At 68.4% G+C, this 16,649-nt stretch carries 15 protein-coding genes and 1 tRNA gene; 5 read left to right on the top strand and 11 right to left on the bottom strand.

Going from position 1 to position 16,649, the window contains the following annotated elements; genetic code table 11:
• Positions 1-26: 26 nt before the first annotated feature.
• From kdpB to IWX89_RS13900, 4 genes are read right to left on the bottom strand one after another with little or no spacing between them, the layout of a single operon-like run.
• Positions 27-2,189 (bottom strand): potassium-transporting ATPase subunit KdpB, encoded by a 2,163-nt coding sequence (kdpB, locus tag IWX89_RS13915; RefSeq protein WP_196904147.1) that lies wholly within the window; start codon positions 2,187-2,189, stop codon positions 27-29.
• A gap of 5 nt (positions 2,190-2,194) precedes the next feature.
• Positions 2,195-3,868, bottom strand: a complete 1,674-nt coding sequence (kdpA, locus tag IWX89_RS13910; RefSeq protein ID WP_196904146.1) for a potassium-transporting ATPase subunit KdpA — start codon at positions 3,866-3,868, stop codon at positions 2,195-2,197.
• Positions 3,868-3,957 (bottom strand): K(+)-transporting ATPase subunit F, encoded by a 90-nt coding sequence (gene kdpF / locus IWX89_RS13905; protein ID WP_196904145.1) that lies wholly within the window; start codon positions 3,955-3,957, stop codon positions 3,868-3,870. The genes kdpA and kdpF overlap by 1 nt, the downstream gene beginning before the upstream one ends.
• Complete coding sequence (locus IWX89_RS13900) at positions 3,954-4,100, bottom strand: hypothetical protein (RefSeq protein ID WP_196904144.1); 147 nt, start codon at positions 4,098-4,100, stop codon at positions 3,954-3,956. Before IWX89_RS13900 ends, kdpF begins: the two co-directional genes overlap by 4 nt.
• Before the next feature lie 198 nt (positions 4,101-4,298).
• On the opposite strand from IWX89_RS13900, the gene IWX89_RS13895 reads away from it, so the two are divergent.
• Together IWX89_RS13895 and IWX89_RS13890 are read left to right on the top strand one after the other, a co-directional pair.
• Entirely contained in the window at positions 4,299-4,835 is a 537-nt protein-coding gene (locus IWX89_RS13895; protein WP_196904143.1) for a phosphoribosyltransferase, read from the top strand.
• A gap of 66 nt (positions 4,836-4,901) precedes the next feature.
• Positions 4,902-6,620, top strand: coding sequence for a bifunctional 3'-5' exonuclease/DNA polymerase (locus IWX89_RS13890; protein WP_196904142.1), 1,719 nt, complete (start codon positions 4,902-4,904; stop codon positions 6,618-6,620).
• A gap of 47 nt (positions 6,621-6,667) precedes the next feature.
• On the opposite strand, the gene IWX89_RS13885 is transcribed toward IWX89_RS13890, so the two are convergent.
• Positions 6,668-7,237 carry a PadR family transcriptional regulator gene (locus tag IWX89_RS13885; RefSeq protein WP_196904141.1) on the bottom strand — a complete coding sequence of 190 codons (570 nt, stop codon included), beginning with the start codon at positions 7,235-7,237 and terminating at the stop codon, positions 6,668-6,670.
• A 224-nt stretch (positions 7,238-7,461) separates the two neighbouring features.
• On the opposite strand from IWX89_RS13885, the gene IWX89_RS13880 reads away from it, so the two are divergent.
• The gene (locus IWX89_RS13880; protein WP_196904140.1) at positions 7,462-7,992 is read left to right on the top strand and encodes a DUF3145 domain-containing protein; all 531 of its coding nucleotides are present in this window, start codon (positions 7,462-7,464) and stop codon (positions 7,990-7,992) included.
• A 144-nt stretch (positions 7,993-8,136) separates the two neighbouring features.
• On the opposite strand, the gene IWX89_RS13875 is transcribed toward IWX89_RS13880, so the two are convergent.
• The 6 genes from IWX89_RS13875 to aceE form a co-directional block, all read right to left on the bottom strand.
• On the bottom strand, positions 8,137-9,372 hold the full coding sequence (locus IWX89_RS13875) for a beta-ketoacyl synthase (protein WP_196904139.1): 1,236 nt from the start codon (positions 9,370-9,372) through the stop codon (positions 8,137-8,139).
• Between the two features lie 89 nt (positions 9,373-9,461).
• Positions 9,462-9,710 (bottom strand): acyl carrier protein, encoded by a 249-nt coding sequence (locus IWX89_RS13870; RefSeq protein WP_134506361.1) that lies wholly within the window; start codon positions 9,708-9,710, stop codon positions 9,462-9,464.
• A gap of 63 nt (positions 9,711-9,773) precedes the next feature.
• A complete protein-coding gene (locus IWX89_RS13865; RefSeq protein ID WP_196904138.1) occupies positions 9,774-10,778 on the bottom strand; it encodes a beta-ketoacyl-ACP synthase III in 1,005 nt (334 codons plus the stop codon).
• Positions 10,779-10,790: 12 nt separating this feature from the next.
• Complete coding sequence (locus IWX89_RS13860) at positions 10,791-11,717, bottom strand: ACP S-malonyltransferase (protein ID WP_196904137.1); 927 nt, start codon at positions 11,715-11,717, stop codon at positions 10,791-10,793.
• Between the two features lie 96 nt (positions 11,718-11,813).
• The gene (locus IWX89_RS13855; protein WP_307836566.1) at positions 11,814-13,019 is read right to left on the bottom strand and encodes a helix-turn-helix domain-containing protein; all 1,206 of its coding nucleotides are present in this window, start codon (positions 13,017-13,019) and stop codon (positions 11,814-11,816) included.
• 6 nt (positions 13,020-13,025) lie between these two features.
• Positions 13,026-15,752 carry a pyruvate dehydrogenase (acetyl-transferring), homodimeric type gene (gene aceE / locus IWX89_RS13850; RefSeq protein ID WP_196904136.1) on the bottom strand — a complete coding sequence of 909 codons (2,727 nt, stop codon included), beginning with the start codon at positions 15,750-15,752 and terminating at the stop codon, positions 13,026-13,028.
• A 241-nt stretch (positions 15,753-15,993) separates the two neighbouring features.
• Here aceE and IWX89_RS13845 point away from each other — a divergent pair, with 241 nt between their 5' ends.
• A complete protein-coding gene (locus tag IWX89_RS13845) occupies positions 15,994-16,461 on the top strand; it encodes a peroxiredoxin (RefSeq protein WP_196904135.1) in 468 nt (155 codons plus the stop codon).
• A gap of 93 nt (positions 16,462-16,554) precedes the next feature.
• A tRNA-Val gene (locus tag IWX89_RS13840) sits at positions 16,555-16,627 on the top strand.
• Positions 16,628-16,649: the final 22 nt, after the last annotated feature.

The following is a 16,649-nucleotide window of genomic DNA, read 5'->3' as shown; positions in this document are numbered from 1 at the left end:
GGTGCTGCAATCCGTTTCTTTGGGGCTCAGAACCCGGGAGCCAGGGCCACGACGAGGTCGACGAGTTTGATTCCGATGAAGGGGGCGATCACGCCGCCGAGGCCGTAGACCAGCAGGTTCCGGGTGAGGATCTGGGACGCGGCCAGGGGCCGGTAGGCGACGCCGCGGAGCGCGAGCGGAATCAACACGATGATGATGATCGCGTTGAAGATGATCGCGGACATGATCGCCGAGGCCGGCGAGTGAAGTTGCATCACGTTGAGCACCGCGAGGCCGGGGAACACCCCCGCGAACATGGCGGGAATGATCGCGAAGTACTTCGCGAGGTCGTTGGCGATGGAGAAGGTGGTGAGGGCGCCGCGGGTGATCAGGAGTTGTTTGCCGATCCGTACGATATCGATGAGTTTGGTCGGATCCGAGTCGAGGTCGACCATGTTGCCTGCCTCCTTTGCGGCGCTGGTCCCGGTGTTCATGGCCACGCCGACGTCGGCCTGGGCCAGGGCGGGTGCGTCATTGGTGCCGTCACCGGTCATGGCGACGAGATTGCCGCCCTCCTGTTCCCGGCGGATCAGGGCGAGCTTCTGCTCCGGCGTGGCTTCCGCCAGGAAGTCGTCGACCCCGGCCTCGGCAGCGATGGTCTTCGCGGTGAGCGGATTGTCTCCGGTCACCATGATGGTCCGGATGCCCATGGCCCGGAGCTCGGCGAAACGCTCGGCGATGCCTTCCTTCACGATGTCCTTGAGGTAGACCACGCCGAGGATGCGCCGGGCTCCGTCGTCGTCGGCCGCCGCGACGACCAGCGGTGTTCCGCCGACCCGGGAAATCCGGGCCACGGCATCATCCAACTCACGGGACACGGCCGGGTCGAGCTCGGAGGTCTCCTGCACCCAGGCGAGCACGGCCGAACCGGCGCCCTTCCTGATCGACGATCCGTCGGCCAGGTCGATTCCGCTCATCCGGGTCTGCGCGGTGAACGGCACGATCTCGCCCTCGAGCGTGCCCTGGTGCCGGAACCCGGTCGTGGCCGCGAGATCCACGATCGACTTCCCCTCCGGGGTCGGGTCGCTGAGCGAGGACAGGGCTCCGGCCCGCACCAGCGCAGACTCGTCCACGCCGGCCAGCGGCGAGAACTCGCGCGCCTGTCGGTTGCCGTAGGTGATGGTGCCGGTCTTGTCGAGCAACAGGATGGTCACGTCGCCCGCAGCCTCCACCGCCCGCCCCGACATGGCGAGCACATTGCGCTGCACAAGCCGGTCCATTCCCGCGATCCCGATGGCGGACAGAAGCGCGCCGATGGTGGTGGGGATGAGGCAGACGAGCAGGGCGACCAGCACAGGCACGCTGACGGCCGCGGCCGAGTACCCGGCGATCGGATTGAGGGTGAGCGTGACGACCAGGAACACGATGGACAGGCCGGCCAGGAGGATGCCGAGGGCCGTCTCGTTCGGAGTCTTCTGGCGAGACGCGCCCTCGACGAGCGCGATCATCCGGTCGACGAAGGTCTCGCCCGGGTTGCTGGTGATCCGCACCACGATCCGGTCGGAGAGGACCCGGGTGCCACCGGTGACCGCACTGCGGTCGCCGCCGGACTCCCGCACCACCGGGGCGGACTCGCCCGTGATGGCGGACTCGTCGATGGTGGCGATTCCCCAGACGATGTCGCCGTCGCCGGGGATGAGTTCGCCGGCCACGACGACCACGGTGTCACCGACCCTGAGGTCGGCGGAGGACAGCGTCTCGAAGTCCAGTCCTTCCGCGCCGCCGTGAATGGCGGGGTCGTAGCCGGTGATCTGGTGGGCGCTCGTGCTGGTCCGGGTCTGGCGGAGGCTGTCGGCCTGGGCTTTGCCTCGGCCCTCCGCCACGGATTCTGCCAGGTTGGCGAAGACGACGGTGAGCCAGAGCCAGGCCGCGATGCCCGCGGTGAAGCCCGACGGCACGGCCTGGCCACCGGATCGGGCGGCGCCGCCGAGGAACGGCTCGGCGACGGCGAGCACCGTCGTCAGTGCTGCACCGACCTCGACGATGAACATGACGGGATTGCGCCACATCTCGCGCGGATCAAGCTTGCCGAGGGCGCCTGGGAGGGCCGCGACCAGCTGCCGGGGACCGATGGCGCCCGGCCTGGCCGTTCGCTTCCTCTCCGGGCCCGACCTCCGGTTCACGTCGGGGGAATCCGTGAGTGTCGTCATGGTGTTCACTGCAGCCCTTCCGCCAGGGGACCCAGCGCGAGTACGGGAAAATAGGTCAGGGCGGTGATGATGATCGTGACTCCGATCAGCAGACCGACGAACTGGGGCCTGTTGGTGGGCAGGGTGCCGCTGGTCTCCGGGACCGGTGCCTGGCCGGCCAGCGCCCCGGCCAGGGCGAGGACGAAGACGATCGGGACGAAACGGCCGAGCAGCATCGCCACGCCGAGCGCGACGTTGAACCACGGGGTGTCTGCGGTGAGGCCCGCGAACGCGGAGCCGTTGTTGTTGGACGCGGACGTGAAAGCGTAGAGAACCTCGGACAGGCCGTGCAGGCCCGGGTTCGCGATCGAGGTTGCCTCGACGTCCGCCCTCACGGCGGGGATGGCGAAGCTCAGCGCCGTCCCGGCCAGCACGAGAACCGGGGTGACCAGGATGTAGAGGCTCGCGAGTTTGATCTCGCGCGGGCCGATCTTCTTGCCGAGGTACTCCGGCGTGCGGCCGACGAGGAGCCCCGCGATGAACACCGTGATCACCGCGAGGATGAGCATGCCGTAGAGTCCGCTTCCCACGCCGCCAGGGGCCACCTCGCCCAGCATCATGTTCAGCATCGGCATCATCCCGCCCAGGGCGGTGAACGAGTCGTGCATCGAGTTCACGGCCCCGGTCGAGGTGAGCGTGCTCGCGGTGGCGTAGAGCGCGGAGCCGGCGATCCCGAAGCGGGTCTCCTTGCCCTCCATCGCGCCGCCGGCCGCTTGCGGGGCCGTGCCGGATCCCGACAACTCGAACACCGTCAGCAGGGTCAGTGAGACGGCGAAGATCGTGGCCATGGTGGCAAGGATCGCGTATCCCTGCCTCCGGTCGCCGACGATGGCGCCGAAGGTCCGCGGCAGGCTGAACGGGATGACCAGCATCAGGAACACCTGGAACAGACTCGTCCAGGCCGACGGGTTCTCGAACGGGTGGGACGAATTCGCGTTGAAGAAGCCGCCCCCGTTCGTGCCGAGTTCCTTGATCGCCTCCTGCGAAGCGACCGGCCCGCCCGGAATCGTCTGGGTTGCTCCGCTGAGCGTGGTCAGGTCGGTGAAGCCGTTGAAGTTCTGGATGACCCCGCCGAACATGAGCACGATGGCCGCCACGATCGACAGCGGCAGCAGCAGCCGCAGGATGCAGCGGGTCAGGTCGACCCAGAAATTCCCGATTGTGCCGGTCCGGTGCGCAGCGAAGCCGCGGACCAGGGCGATCGCGACCGCGATGCCCACCGCGGCGGAGACGAAGTTCTGCACGGCCAGTCCCAGGATCTGGATGCTGTAGCCGAGCGTGACCTCAGGGGAGTAGGACTGCCAGTTCGTGTTGGTCACGAACGACGCTGCGGTGTTGAACGACAGTCCCGCCGGGACGGCAGGCAGGCCGAGGGAGTAGGGCAGGATCGCCTGGGCGCGCTGCAGGGCGTAGAGCGCCAGCACCCCGACCAGGGAGAGCGCGAGGACGCTGCGCAGGTAGGACTGCCAGGTTTGAGTGGATCGAGGATCCACCCCGATCAGCCGGTAGAAGCCGCGTTCGACGCGGAGGTCTTTCTGCGACAGGTAGAGCCTCGCCAGATAGTCGCCGAGGGGACGGTGCGCCACCGCGAGGAGGAGGGCCAGGGTCAGCGCCTGCAGGACGGCCAGCCACCCCGGCATCAGAATCGCTCCGGCTTCACGAGGGCGAAGACCAGGTAGCCGACGGCGGCGACGGCAAGAATCGCTGCGATGACGTCGAAGACGATCACAGCCGCTCCACCCCCCGGGCGACGACCCAGAGCAGGGCGAACACGGCGATCACGCCGAGCAGGTAGACGAGGTCCAACACAAGAAATCTCCATCCGGAGCGAACCGTGCCCCTGGACGGGGCCGGATACGAGTGGTACAGCACGAGTAGACACCGGCAATGACCCACGCACCGTAGTCCTAACGATTCCCATGCGCCCCTGGCCGTGAACCTAACGGTTCCCGCTCAGGGACGAACCCCGCGGGGCGGCCCTCCGGCATCGACAAACGGCCCCGCGCCCGGCAGGATCGACGACGCAGGGCTTGCAACTGCGTTGCGTGGGGGAAACCGAGCGGGAGAGCGATGTTCGAGGACAGGAGCGATGCCGGCCGGAGACTGGCCGATCGGCTGGCCGCGCTGGACCTCCGCGACCCGGTGGTCTACGCCCTGCCCAGGGGAGGTGTTCCGGTCGCCACCAGGATCGCCGAACGGCTGCACGCCCCCCTCGACCTCCTGTTCGTGGGTCGTTCCGGAGCCGGCCAGGCGGCCGGCCGCGAGTCGGCCGAACTGGAGCGCCGCCGCATCCGCTACCGCGGCGCCCGGCCGCCGGTGCCCGCGACGGGCCGGGTCGCGCTGGTCGTCGACGACGGCATCGCGACCGGCGCCACGGTCCGGAAGGCGCTGGCGGAGCTTCGGAGCCAAGGGGCCGCCCTGGCGGTCGTCGCGGTCCCCGTCGCACCGGCCCGGGTCATCGCCGAGCTGGGGGAGGCCGCGGACCGGGTCGTCGTCCTGGAAGCACCCGAGGACTTCTGGGCGATCGGCCCGTTCTACAAGGATTTCCACCAGCTCTCCGATGAGGAGACCGTCGAGCTCCTGCGCGAGTTCTGGGCCGGGGCCTGACGCCGTCAGCGGACATACTGAGGCACGGACGAACATCGCCGTCGGCGGCACCGGGCAGAATGGAACGTGTACCTACTGGCCGGCCGGACCGGCAATGGGGAGTTCCTCGTCGTTCCCCTCGACTCCACGGGGCTCGAGATCGCGCCCGCGCGCCGGCTCTCTTTCGCCGAGTTCCTGCGCGAGGTCATGGCCGCCGAAGAAGGTTCGCCTCGCTGGGTCTGGGAGGACACGTCGCGCCTCTACCCGTTGCTCCTCGCCGCGGGGGTGCGGGTGCAACGCGGCCACGACCTGCGCCTCTGCCACGCCATCCTGCGGCAGTCGTCTCTGACGGCGACGAGCGACCTCGCCACGGCGGCCCCGAGCCGCTGGGACAACGGGCCCGTCGTTCTGCCGGACGAACCGTCACCAGGCTCGACCCTGTTCGACCTCGGCTTCGCCGACGATGGGGCTGCCGAGGCCTCATCGGAGACCGACGCGCAGGCCGAGTTCCGGCTGCAGCTCGCCGCGGTGGCCGGTTGCGCGGAGCCCGGTCGCCTGCGCCTCCTCCTTGCCGCCGAATCGGCCGGTGCCCTGATCGCGGCCGAGATGCAGTTCGCGGGGCTGCCCTGGCGCACCGACGTGCACGACCGGCTCCTCACCCGAGAGCTCGGCCCGCGCGTGGCTCCCGGCCTGCGGCCGGACAAGCTCGAGAGCCTCGCCCGCCGTATCCGAACCGAACTCGGCGACCCCCAGGTCAACCCGGATTCCCAGCAGGACCTGCTGCGCGCCCTCCAGCGGGTAGGCCTGTCGATGAGTTCCACCCGCGCCTGGGAGCTGCAGAAGCTCGAGCACCCGGCCATCGCGCCGCTGCTCGAATACAAGAAGCTCGCCCGGCTTCTCAGCGCCAACGGCTGGTTCTGGATGGACACCTGGATCGTCAACGGCCGGTTCCACCCGGAGTACGTTCCCGGCGGGGTGGTGACGGGTCGCTGGGCGACCCGCGGCGGCGGAGCGTTGCAGCTGCCCAAACAGGTGCGCGGAGCCGTCATCGCCGACGACGGCTGGAAACTCGTCGTGGCGGATGCCGCGCAACTGGAACCGCGCATCCTGGCCGCGCTGTCGGCCGACACCGCCATGGCGACGGCGGGCCGGGGCACCGACCTCTACGCCGGGATCGTCGCCAGCGGAGTCGTCGAGACCCGCGACCACGCCAAGGTGGCCATGCTCGGCGCGATGTACGGCGCGACCACGGGGGAGAGCGGGCGCCTGCTGCCCCGCCTGGCCAGGGCCTACCCTCGCGCTCTCGCCCTGACCGAGACCGCGGCGCGGGCCGGCGAACGCGGTGAGGCGGTGACGACGAGGCTGGGCCGTTCCTCACCCCGTCCGGGCGAGAACTGGCAGGCAACGCAGGCGCAGGCCTACCACCCCGGGGCGACGGATGCCGACGAACGCCGGGCACGCAGCCAGGCGAGGGACTGGGGCCGGTTCACCCGCAACTTCATCGTGCAAGGCAGCGCTGCGGAGTGGGCGCTCTGCTGGATGGCCGAGATCCGCCGGGAACTCCGCCTGCTGCCCGCACCGGAGGGTACCGTTCCGGGAGCCTCCCCGGTCTTCTCCGACGCCCCTCACCTGGTCTTCTTCCTGCATGACGAGGTCATCGTGCACACCCCCGCGGGTCTGGTGGAGGAGGTCGCGCAGATCGTGACCCGGGCGGCGGCCACGGCCGGGCGGCACTTGTTCGGTGATTTCCCGGTCGATTTCCTGCTCACCGTCGCCACCGTCGACAGCTACGACCAGGCGAAATAGGCCGGCGACCGGACAAAGCCGGCAGCCGGCAGCCGGCATGGAGCACCTCAGGCGACGGGCACGGGGCGCCGGCCGCGGCGCGGCCTCACGTCGCTCAGACCGCGCTGGAATGTGGCGGCGCGCGGATCCAGCAGCGACCGTCCGGCGGAGTCCAGCCAGGCGACCGCGGCGGAGGCGAGGGCGGTGCGCGCACCGGCCTCCAGCAGCTCCTGTCCGACCGGGGACGTCCGGTTCCCGGAGGGCTCGGCAATGGCGAGCCAATGCTCGCGGTAGCGCCCGATCAGGGCCAGGGAGTCGATGTGGGGGAGCGAGGAGGCGAGCAGCACCCGGTCGACGAGATCGTTCCATTCCTCGCCGCGCGTGCTCTCGACCGACATCAGCCACTCCATCGCCTCCGCCCGGCCCTCGGCCGTGATGCGATACAGCGGCAGGCCGTCGGTCGTGGCCCCTCCCGACTCGACGGCCCCCTGCTTGACCAGCCGTTCGAGGGTGCCGTAGATCTGGCCGACGTTCACCGCGCGGCGACCAGCGGTTCGCGACTCCAGTTCGCCGTGCAATTGGAACCCGTAGGCCGGTCCGATGGTGAGGATCGCCAGCAGGGTGGTGCGAACGGACACAGGGCCTCCGATAGATTCCTCGATAACCATACCGAGTATGCCCAAGGCGATCAGGCAACGCCGCGCAGATCCTTGTGATTTCACGGTCTGCTGAGGCATAATTGCGCTAGCGGCCGCAGGCCGTACAAGTTCACAGCTTCGCTGTAGTGCGCATCGTTTCAATCAGCAGTGTTTCGTTCAGAGGTCGTTGGGGAAGACGCATCTCACCGAACGGAGAAGAAACGATGGCGGCAACAACGGCAACACAGGCTCGCCAGGCACCGTCTGCGCGAGGAGTACTTTTTGTGCACTCATCGCCACGGGCGCTGAGCCCCCACGTCGAGTGGGCGGTCGGGCGCGCGCTCGGCGAGGCGGTGAACTTCGACTGGTCCGACCAGCCGGTGCTCAAGGGTGCCCAGCGGGCCGAGTTCTACTGGGAAGGCGCCCAGGGAACCGGCGCGACCCTAGCCTCGGCCTTGCGCGGCTGGGAACACCTCCGGTTCGAGGTGACCGAGGATGCCGGACTCGGCACCGATGGCGGGCGCTGGCTGCACACACCCGACCTGGGCATCTTCTTCACCCAGACGGATACCGCCGGCAATGTGGTGATCCCGGAAGACCGGGTGCGCAGCGCCATGGAACGCGCCGGGGCGAACGCCCTCGAACTGCACCGGGAACTCCGTCTGGCGCTCGGGCAGGCCTGGGACGACGAACTGGAACCGTTCCGCCACGCCAGTGACTTCAACTCCGTCGTCTGGCTGCACAAGGTCGGCTGAACGGCATCGACTCCCCGAGGATGGCGCATGGCGCGTTGACCGGTTGACTCTTCCCGGTGGCGCGTGAGCGAAATACGAGGGATCTCAAAGAAATGACCCCGGCCGGAACCCGGCCGGGGTCATTCTGTGTCCTGGTGCCGGCGGCTACACCGAGCGGAACCCGACGACGGCGTTGTGGCCGCCGAATCCGAACGAGTTGCTGATGGCCAGGAGATCCCCGGCCGGCAGCGCCCGCGGCGTGGTGACCACGTCGAGGGGGATGTTCGGGTCCTGGTTGGCCAGGTTGATGGTCGGCGGTGCGATGCGGTCGGAGAGGGCGAGCACGGTGAACAGCGCTTCGATGGCGCCGGCGCCGCCGAGCAGGTGACCGGTGGACGCCTTGGTCGCCGAGACGGGGATGCCCTCGAGCAGGTCGCCGAAGACGCGGCGCAGTGCGTTGTATTCGGCGATGTCGCCGACCGGGGTGCTCGTGGCGTGCGCGTTGATGTGCGAGACATCCGCCAGGGAGGCCCCGGCATTGTGGATCGCCGCGATCATGGCGCGGGCGGCCGCCGAGCCCTCGGGGTCGGGCGCGGTGATGTGGTACGCGTCGCTGGTGATGGCGCCGCCGACGAGCTCGGCATAGATGCGTGCCCCACGCGCCTTGGCGTGCTCCTCTGTCTCGACGACGAGCGCGGCGGCGCCCTCGCCGAGCACGAAACCGTCCCGGGTGATGTCGTAGGGGCGGGACGCGGTCGCCGGGTCGTCGTTGCGCTTGGACAGCGCCTGCATGGCGGCGAAGGACGCAATCGGCAACGGGTGGATCGCGGCCTCGGACCCGCCGGCGATGACGATGTCGGCGAGCCCGGCCTGAAGCCGGTTGTAGGCATTGACGAGCGATTCAGTGCTCGAGGCGCACGCGGACACGACAGTGGCGATGCCGGCGCGGGCGTGCAGGTCCATGCCGATCGCCGCTCCGGGGCCGTTCGGCATGAGCATGGGGACGGTCATCGGGAGGACGCGGCGGGGGCCGCGCTCGCGCAGGGTGTCCCAGGCGTCGAGGAGGGTCCAGACTCCGCCGATTCCGGTGGCCCAGTCGACGGCAAGTCGTTCGGGGTCTGCCTCGGGGGAGCCGGCATCCGCCCAGGCCTCGCGCCCGGCGATCAGGGCGAACTGGCTGGAGGGGTCGAGGCGTTTGGTCTCGTGGCGGGCGAGCACCTCGCTGGACGGCACTTTCGCCTGGGCCGCGAACGTGACCGGAAGCTGGGTGCGCTCCACCCATTCATGGTCCAGCGTGCTGGCGCCGGATTCGCCGTTGAGCAGGGCCGCCCAGCTTTCGGCGGCCGTGCCGCCGAGCGGGGAGGTCGCACCGATGCCGGTGATAACGATCTTTTTGGTCATGACGAGACTCTCTATGAGCGTGGAAACGGTGGGCCTGACCCACAGATCAGGCCGGACGGCAACTGCCGGCCGGCCTGTTCCTTGGTGGGTTAGTCCTGTGCCTTGACGATGAAGTCGACGGCGTCGCCGACGGTCTTGAGGTTTTTGACCTCTTCGTCCGGGATCTTCACGTCGAACTTTTCTTCCGCGTTGACGACGATGGTCATCATCGAGATCGAGTCGATGTCCAGGTCGTCGGTGAACGACTTCCCCAGCTCGACCGTGTCGGCAGCGATGCCCGTCTCGTCATTAATGAGCTCGGCCAGGCCGGCAAGAACTTCTTCGGTGGACAATGCCATTTTTTTCTCCTTGGGGGTGTCTCTCGTGTGACCGAGATTCAGTTTAGAGGTCTTGCGGGGGATCTACGGGAGGACGACGACCTGCGCGCCGAAGACCAGGCCGGCTCCGAAGCCGATCTGGAGGGCGAGGCCGCCGCTCAGTTCCGGGTGCTCCTGGAGCAGCCGGTGGGTGGCCAGCGGGATCGACGCCGAGGAGGTGTTGCCGGTGGTGGCCACGTCCCGGGCGATCACGACGGACGCCGGGAGCTTCAGCTGCTTGGCGAATTCGTCGATGATGCGCATGTTGGCCTGGTGCGGGATGAACGCTGCGAGCTGGTCGCTCTCGATTCCGGCGGCCTCGAGGGCCTTCTTGGCGACCTTGGCCATGTCCCACACGGCCCAGCGGAAGACGGTCTGGCCCTCCTGGCGGAGGGTCGGCCACTCGGTCTCGCCCCTGCGGTACTCCTGCAGGGTGCTGTTCATAGTGATGGCGTCGGCTTTCGACCCGTCCGAACCCCAGACCGTGCTGGAGATCCCCGGGTAGTCACTCGGGCCGATGACGACGGCGCCGGCGCCGTCGCCGAGCAGGAACGAGATGCTGCGGTCGGTCGGGTCGACCAGATCCGACAGCTTCTCCGCGCCGACGACGAGGGCGTAGTGCGCCACGCCGGTGCGGATCAGGGCGTCGGCCTGGGCGATCGCGTAGGTGTAACCGGCGCACGCGGCGTTCACATCGTAGGCGGCGGCCGGGTTCGCGCCGACCCGGTCGGCCAGGACGGCGGCCATCGACGGCGTCTGGCGGCCGTTGCTGATGGTCGCCACGATGACGGCGTCGATCAGCTTCGGGTCGATGCCCGACTTCTCGATGGCCTCGCGGGCGGCATCCGTGGCCAGGTCGACGGCCTGGATGTCCTGGCTGGCCCGGGTGCGGCTGATGATCCCGGTGCGCTGCTGGATCCACTCGTCAGAGGAATCGATCGGCCCAATGAGGTCAGCGTTGGGTACCGACACGTCGCCGCGGGCGGCGCCGACGGAGAGAATGCGGGTGTACTGGGGACCGTGCGACTGCTGGAGTGTTGGCTTGGTCATAATCTCTTTCGGTCAGGCTTGGTTCTGCTGGTCGATCAGGTCGAACGCTGCGGACACATCGTCCGGCGTCTTGATCGCGACGCTGGGCACGCCCTTGAGCGCACGCTTGGCAAGGCCGACGAGGGCTCCCGCCGGTGCGACCTCGATGATTCCGGTCACTCCCGCAGCGGCAAAGGACGCCATGCACAGGTCCCACCGTACCGGCGAAGAGACCTGGGCCACCAGCAGCTCGACGAACCGGGCACCGCTGGAGACGAGGCTTCCGTCCCGGTTCGACCAGATCGGCAGAGTGGGGTCGTGGGGGGTCAGCCCGGCTGCAACCTGGGCGAGTTGCTCGACCGCGGGCTGCATGTACCGGGTGTGGAAGGCCCCCGCAACCTGGAGCGGGATGACCCGGGCCCTGGCCGGAGGGGAATCGGCGAGGGCCGCGAGGGCGTCGGGAGAACCGGCCACGACGATCTGGCCGCCTCCGTTGAAATTCGCCGGTTCGAGACCGAGTTGGTCGAGACGGGCCAGCAGCTCCGTCTCGTCGGCCCCGATCACGGCGCTCATGCCCGACGGCTCGATGGCCGCCGCCCGGGCCATGGCGCTGCCACGGTCGCGCACGAAGCCGACCGCCTCGGCGGGGCTCAGGATGCCGGCGCCGGCGGCGGCCGTGATCTCACCGACGGAGTGACCGGCGATACCGGCGATCTTGCCTCGGCGTCCGCCGGCGAGCAGGGCGTCGAGGGTGAGCAGTCCCGCCGCGACGATCAGTGGTTGCGCGATCTTCGTGTCGCGGATCGTGTCGGCGTCGCTGATCGTGCCGTGCCGGACGAGGTCGATGCCGCAGGCGTCCGAGATCTCTTCCAGACCGGCGGCGAAGCCTGCGTCGCGGAGCCACGGCTCGAGGAATCCGGGGGTTTGCGAGCCCTGGCCGGGGCAGACGACAACAATCATGTGACCAGTCTCCCAAGCTCATTTCCTGGACGGGTGTCGAGTGCCCACCAAGTATTCGCGAAACGTTTGTCGATAGTCACCGGATCGGACGCGTCTTCACCGGCGTCGGGTGGAACCGTCGTGGTCGCTGATCGACCCGATGATCAGGGCCGCCTGGAGGATGAGGGCCTCCCGGGCCCCGGTGGCGTCGTAGCCGATCACCTCGGACACCCGTTTGAGCCGGTAGCGCACGGTGTTGGGATGCACGAAGAGTTCGCGGGCCGTGGCCTCGAGTGACCGGCCGTTGTCGAGGTAGCACCAGAGGGTGGTCAGCAGTTCGGTGGAGTGCGCCTGGAGCGGGCGGTAGATGCGGTGGATAAGCGTCGCCCGGGCGAGCGGGTCGCCGGCCAGGGCTCGTTCGGGCAGGAGGTCGTCGGCCTGCACGGGGCGCGGGGCGTTCCGCCAGGAGCGGGCGACGGCGAACCCGGCCAGCGCTGCCTTGGCGCTCTTCGACGCGTCGACGAGGTTGGGAACCTCGTGGCCGAGCACCAGGTGCCCGGCGCCGAAGCTCGGTTCCAGCTGAACGGCGATCTCCATGAAGCTCAGGGCGGATGCCGTGCCGATGGCTTCCTCGGCTTCGGTCGGTTTCGGGTGGGCCCGGCCGATGACCAGGACCAGCCGGTTGCCCTGCACCCCGATCAGCACGTCCGCGGCCATGTGCCGGGCCGAACGCCGCAGCTGGTCCACGTCGAGCATTTTCGGCGTCGTGCCGACGAGTACGCACACCTCGCCGTGACCGTGCCAGCCGAGCGCGGCGATGCGGCTGGGCAGTTCGTCGTCGTACTCGCCGCTGAGGATCGAGTCGACGACGAGGGCCTCGAGGCGCACGTCCCAGAGGCCGCGCGCCTCCGCGGCCCTGGCGTAGACATCCGCGGCGCCGAAGGCGATCTCCCGGGAGTAGAGCAGGATGGCCTCCCGGAGGAGTTCGCTGCCCTCCTTCACCCGTTCCTCGACCACCTCGACGGTGACACGGATCAGCTGCAGCGTCTGCTGCAGGCTGATCGAACGGAGGAGTTCCCGTGGGGCCGCGCCGAAGACATCCGCCGCGATCCACGGCGTGGACCGCGGGTCGTCGAACCAGGAGATGAACGACGTGATGCCGGCCTGGGCGACCAGTCCGACCGCGGACCGCCGCCCCGGCGGCATGTCGCCGTACCAGGGCAGCGTGTCCTCGAGCCGTTTCAGGGTCGCCGTGGACAGCTCGCCGGAAATCGTGCGCAACCAGCTGAGCGTCTGTTCCTTCGTCTTCGGAGCGGGTGCCACGGGGGCTTAGCTCTCGCCCCCGGCCGAGCCAGTGGTGCCCGCGGTCACGTCGTACAGACGGTACTTCGCGATCGCCTGGCCGACCAGGCTGCGGTCCACCTCTCCGCGGCGGGAGAGCAGCTCGAGGGTGCGAACGACCATGGACGGTCCGTCGATCTTGAAGAAGCGCCTCGCGGCCGGCCGGGTGTCGGAGAATCCGAACCCGTCCGCACCGAGCGTTGCGAAGTCGCCGGGCACGAACTGGCGGATCTGGTCGGGTACGGCGTGCATGAAGTCGGTCACGGCGACGAACGGTCCGGCGGCGCCGGCGAGCTTCTCCGTGACGTACGGGGTCCGCGGCGTCTCATCGGGGTAGAGGAAGTTGTGTTCCTCCGCGGCGATGCCGTCTCGGCGGAGTTCCGCCCAGGACGTCACCGACCAGACGTCGGCCGACACGCCCCAGTCGGCGGCGAGCAGCGCCTGCGCCTCGAGTGCCCACGGCACTGCCACACCGGAGGCGAGGAGTTGGGCCTTGGGCCCGGTGATCGGCGAGTGGTTGATGCGGTGGATGCCGCGGACGATGCCGTCCACGTCCACCTCTTCCGGCTCGGCCGGCTGCACGGCCGGCTCGTTGTACACCGTGACGTAGTACATGACGTTCGGGTCAGGGTGCTGCCCGCCGTACATGCGCTCGAGGCCGGACCGCACGATGTGGCCGATCTCGTAGCCGTAGGCCGGGTCGTAGGAGACGACCGCGGGGTTCGTCGAGGCCAGCAGGGGAGAGTGGCCGTCGGCGTGCTGGAGACCTTCGCCGGTGAGGGTGGTGCGGCCGGCGGTCGCACCGATCATGAACCCTCGGGCCATCTGGTCACCCGCCGCCCACATGGCATCGCCCGTGCGCTGGAAGCCGAACATCGAGTAGAACACGTAGATCGGGATCAGAGGCTCACCCTGGGTGGCGTAGGAGGTACCCACGTTGGTGAAGGCTGCCATGGCGCCCGCCTCGTTGATGCCCACGTGCAGGATCTGGCCCTGCGGGCTCTCCTTGTAGGCGAGCAACTGGGCGTGGTCGACCGAGGTGTACTGCTGGCCGTTCGGGTTGTAGATCTTCGCGTTCGGGAAGAAGGCGTCGATGCCGAAGGTGCGGGCCTCGTCGGGGATGATCGGGACGATCCGGTTGCCGAAGTCCTTCGCACGGAGGAGCTCCTTGAGCAGCCGGACGAAGGCCATCGTGGTCGCGATCTCCTGCGTGCCGGATCCCTTCTTCGTCGGCGCGTAGGTGGCGTCGCCGGGAAGGTTGATCTGGGTGTACTTGCTGCGTCGTTCCGGCAGGTAGCCGCCGAGCGCGCGGCGGCGTTCGTGCAGGTACTGGATCGCCTCGTCGTTGTCGTCCGGCCGGTAGTACGGCGGAAGGTACGGGTTCTCCTCGAGCTGGGCATCCGTGATCGGGATGTGGGTGCTGTCGCGGAAGGTCTTCAGGTTGTCGAGGGTGAACTTCTTCATCTGGTGGGTCGCGTTGCGGCCTTCGAAGCTCGGGCCGAGCGCGTAGCCCTTGACGGTCTTCGCCAGGATGACGGTCGGCTGGCCCTTGTGCTCGGATGCCGCCTTGAACGCCGCGTACACCTTGCGGTAGTCGTGGCCGCCGCGCTTGAGGTTCCAGAGTTCGTCGTCGGTGTATCCCTCGACGAGCTTGAGCGCGCGCGGGTCGCGACCGAAGAAGTGCTCACGGACATACGCACCGCTCTCGGCCTTGTACGTCTGGTAGTCGCCGTCGGGGGTGACGTTCATCAGGTTCAGCAGGGCGCCGTCGACGTCGCGCGTGAGCAGATCGTCCCACTCGCGGCCCCAGACCACCTTGATGACATTCCAGCCGGCGCCGCGGAAGAAGCTCTCCAGTTCCTGGATGATCTTGCCGTTGCCACGCACGGGTCCGTCGAGGCGCTGCAGGTTGCAGTTGATGATGAAATTGAGGTTGTCGAGACCCTCGTTCGCGGCAACCTGGAGCTGGCCGCGGCTTTCGACCTCGTCCATCTCGCCGTCGCCGAGGAACGCCCAGACCTGCTGGTCGCTGGCGTCCTTGATGCCGCGGTTGGTCAGGTACCGGTTGGTCTGCGCCTGGTAGATCGCGTTGATCGGTCCGAGGCCCATCGACACGGTCGGGAACTGCCAGAATTCGGGCATCAGGCGAGGGTGCGGGTAAGAGGAGATGCCGTTCGGGCCGTGGGACTTCTCCTGACGGAAGCCGTCGAGCTGGTCGTGGGAGAGGCGGCCCTCGAGGAATGCCCTGGCGTAGGTGCCGGGGGAGGCGTGGCCCTGGATAAAGATCTGGTCGCCGCCGCCCGGGTGGTCCTGGCCGCGGAAGAAGTGGTTGAAACCGACCTCGTACAGGGCGGCGGAGGACGCGTAGGTGGAAATGTGGCCGCCGACAGAGATGCCGGGGCGCTGGGCGCGGTGGACGAGGACCGCGGCGTTCCAGCGGATCCAGGCACGATAGCGGCGCTCGATGTCCTCGTCGCCGGGGAAGTCCGGTTCGTTCCCGGCGGCGATCGTGTTGATGTAGTCGGTTGTCGGAACCATGGGGACGCCCAGGTGCAGTTCCTTGGACCGCTTGAGCAGGCTCAGCATGATTTCCCGGCCGCGCTGGTGTCCCTGCGCGGCGACGAGCGAATCCAGCGATTCAGACCACTCCGCGGTCTCCTGCGGGTCCGCATCCGTGCTGTTCACCGAGTACGGGTCCTGGTCGTTGACAGTCACAATCGACCTCTCTGTCCTGGGCAGACCGTTGTTCTGTTCTGCCGAATTAGGCGTGCCGGATTGCGGTCGGGTCGGACCAATGGCACTTCGCAAGCCTACAGATTCCGGCTGAGGTCCGCGCACGTCGCTCTGCGGGCTCTTCGCGGGGTGGACGGAGGCATTCTTGGTTCCCACAACCAGCGGGGCTAGGCTGTGTCGCTGCGCTCCACTTCACCGGTGGGCGAGGGAAAGGAAGCGCTCCATGGCTTTGGAAAACGACACGCAGGCGCCGGACTTCGAACTGGTCAACCAGTTCGGGCAGCGCATCCAGCTCAGCCAGTTCCGGGGAGAGAAGTCGGTGGCGCTGGTCTTCTTCCCGCTGGCCTTCTCCGGAATCTGCAGCGGGGAGCTGTGCGAACTGCGGGACAACATCGGGCTCTTCGCTGACAGCTCGGTGGAAGTGATCGGCATCTCCGTCGACTCCAAGCACACCCTGCGAGCCTGGGGCGAGCAGGAGAAGTACACGTTCAACCTCCTCGCCGATTTCTGGCCGCACGGTGCTGTCGCCAAGGAATACGGCGTGTTCCTCGAGGACAAGGGATTCGCCAACCGGGCCACGTTCCTCATCGATCGACAGGGCATCATCCGGGCGAGCTTCATCACCGCCCCGGGCGAGGCCCGTTCCCTGGGGGCGTATTGGGCGGCGATCGAGGAACTGCAGCCCGCGTGAAGCCCCCCGGTACGGCCCGTCCTGGAGCCGGCACGCGGCATCGGTGCGGGGAATCTGTATAGTGGTCAACGACCCGTCAGGGTCGCAGTGCAGGGGCCTTTAGCTCAGTTGGTAGAGCGCCACGTTTACACCGTGGATGTCATCGGTTCGAGCCCGGTAGGGCCCACCCCTGGACGCCGAACCTCTGC

It is taken from the genome of Cryobacterium sp. MP_M3, assembly GCF_015752155.1.
Taxonomy (GTDB): Bacteria; Actinomycetota; Actinomycetes; order Actinomycetales; family Microbacteriaceae; genus Cryobacterium.
Note: the sequence above shows the minus strand (reverse complement) of the source record. Positions and strands in the feature narration are given on the sequence as shown.

Coding starts and splice junctions, on each gene's coding strand:
- IWX89_RS13865 (WP_196904138.1), bottom strand. CDS start 10,778: ATGACCAAGCCAACACTCCAGCAGTCGCACGGTCCCCAGTACACCCGC.
- IWX89_RS13860 (WP_196904137.1), bottom strand. CDS start 11,717: ATGATTGTTGTCGTCTGCCCCGGCCAGGGCTCGCAAACCCCCGGATTC.
- kdpA (WP_196904146.1), bottom strand. CDS start 3,868: ATGCCGGGGTGGCTGGCCGTCCTGCAGGCGCTGACCCTGGCCCTCCTC.
- IWX89_RS13875 (WP_196904139.1), bottom strand. CDS start 9,372: ATGACCAAAAAGATCGTTATCACCGGCATCGGTGCGACCTCCCCGCTC.
- IWX89_RS13845 (WP_196904135.1), top strand. CDS start 15,994: ATGGCTTTGGAAAACGACACGCAGGCGCCGGACTTCGAACTGGTCAAC.
- IWX89_RS13895 (WP_196904143.1), top strand. CDS start 4,299: ATGTTCGAGGACAGGAGCGATGCCGGCCGGAGACTGGCCGATCGGCTG.
- kdpB (WP_196904147.1), bottom strand. CDS start 2,189: ATGACGACACTCACGGATTCCCCCGACGTGAACCGGAGGTCGGGCCCG.
- IWX89_RS13870 (WP_134506361.1), bottom strand. CDS start 9,710: ATGGCATTGTCCACCGAAGAAGTTCTTGCCGGCCTGGCCGAGCTCATT.
- IWX89_RS13880 (WP_196904140.1), top strand. CDS start 7,462: ATGGCGGCAACAACGGCAACACAGGCTCGCCAGGCACCGTCTGCGCGA.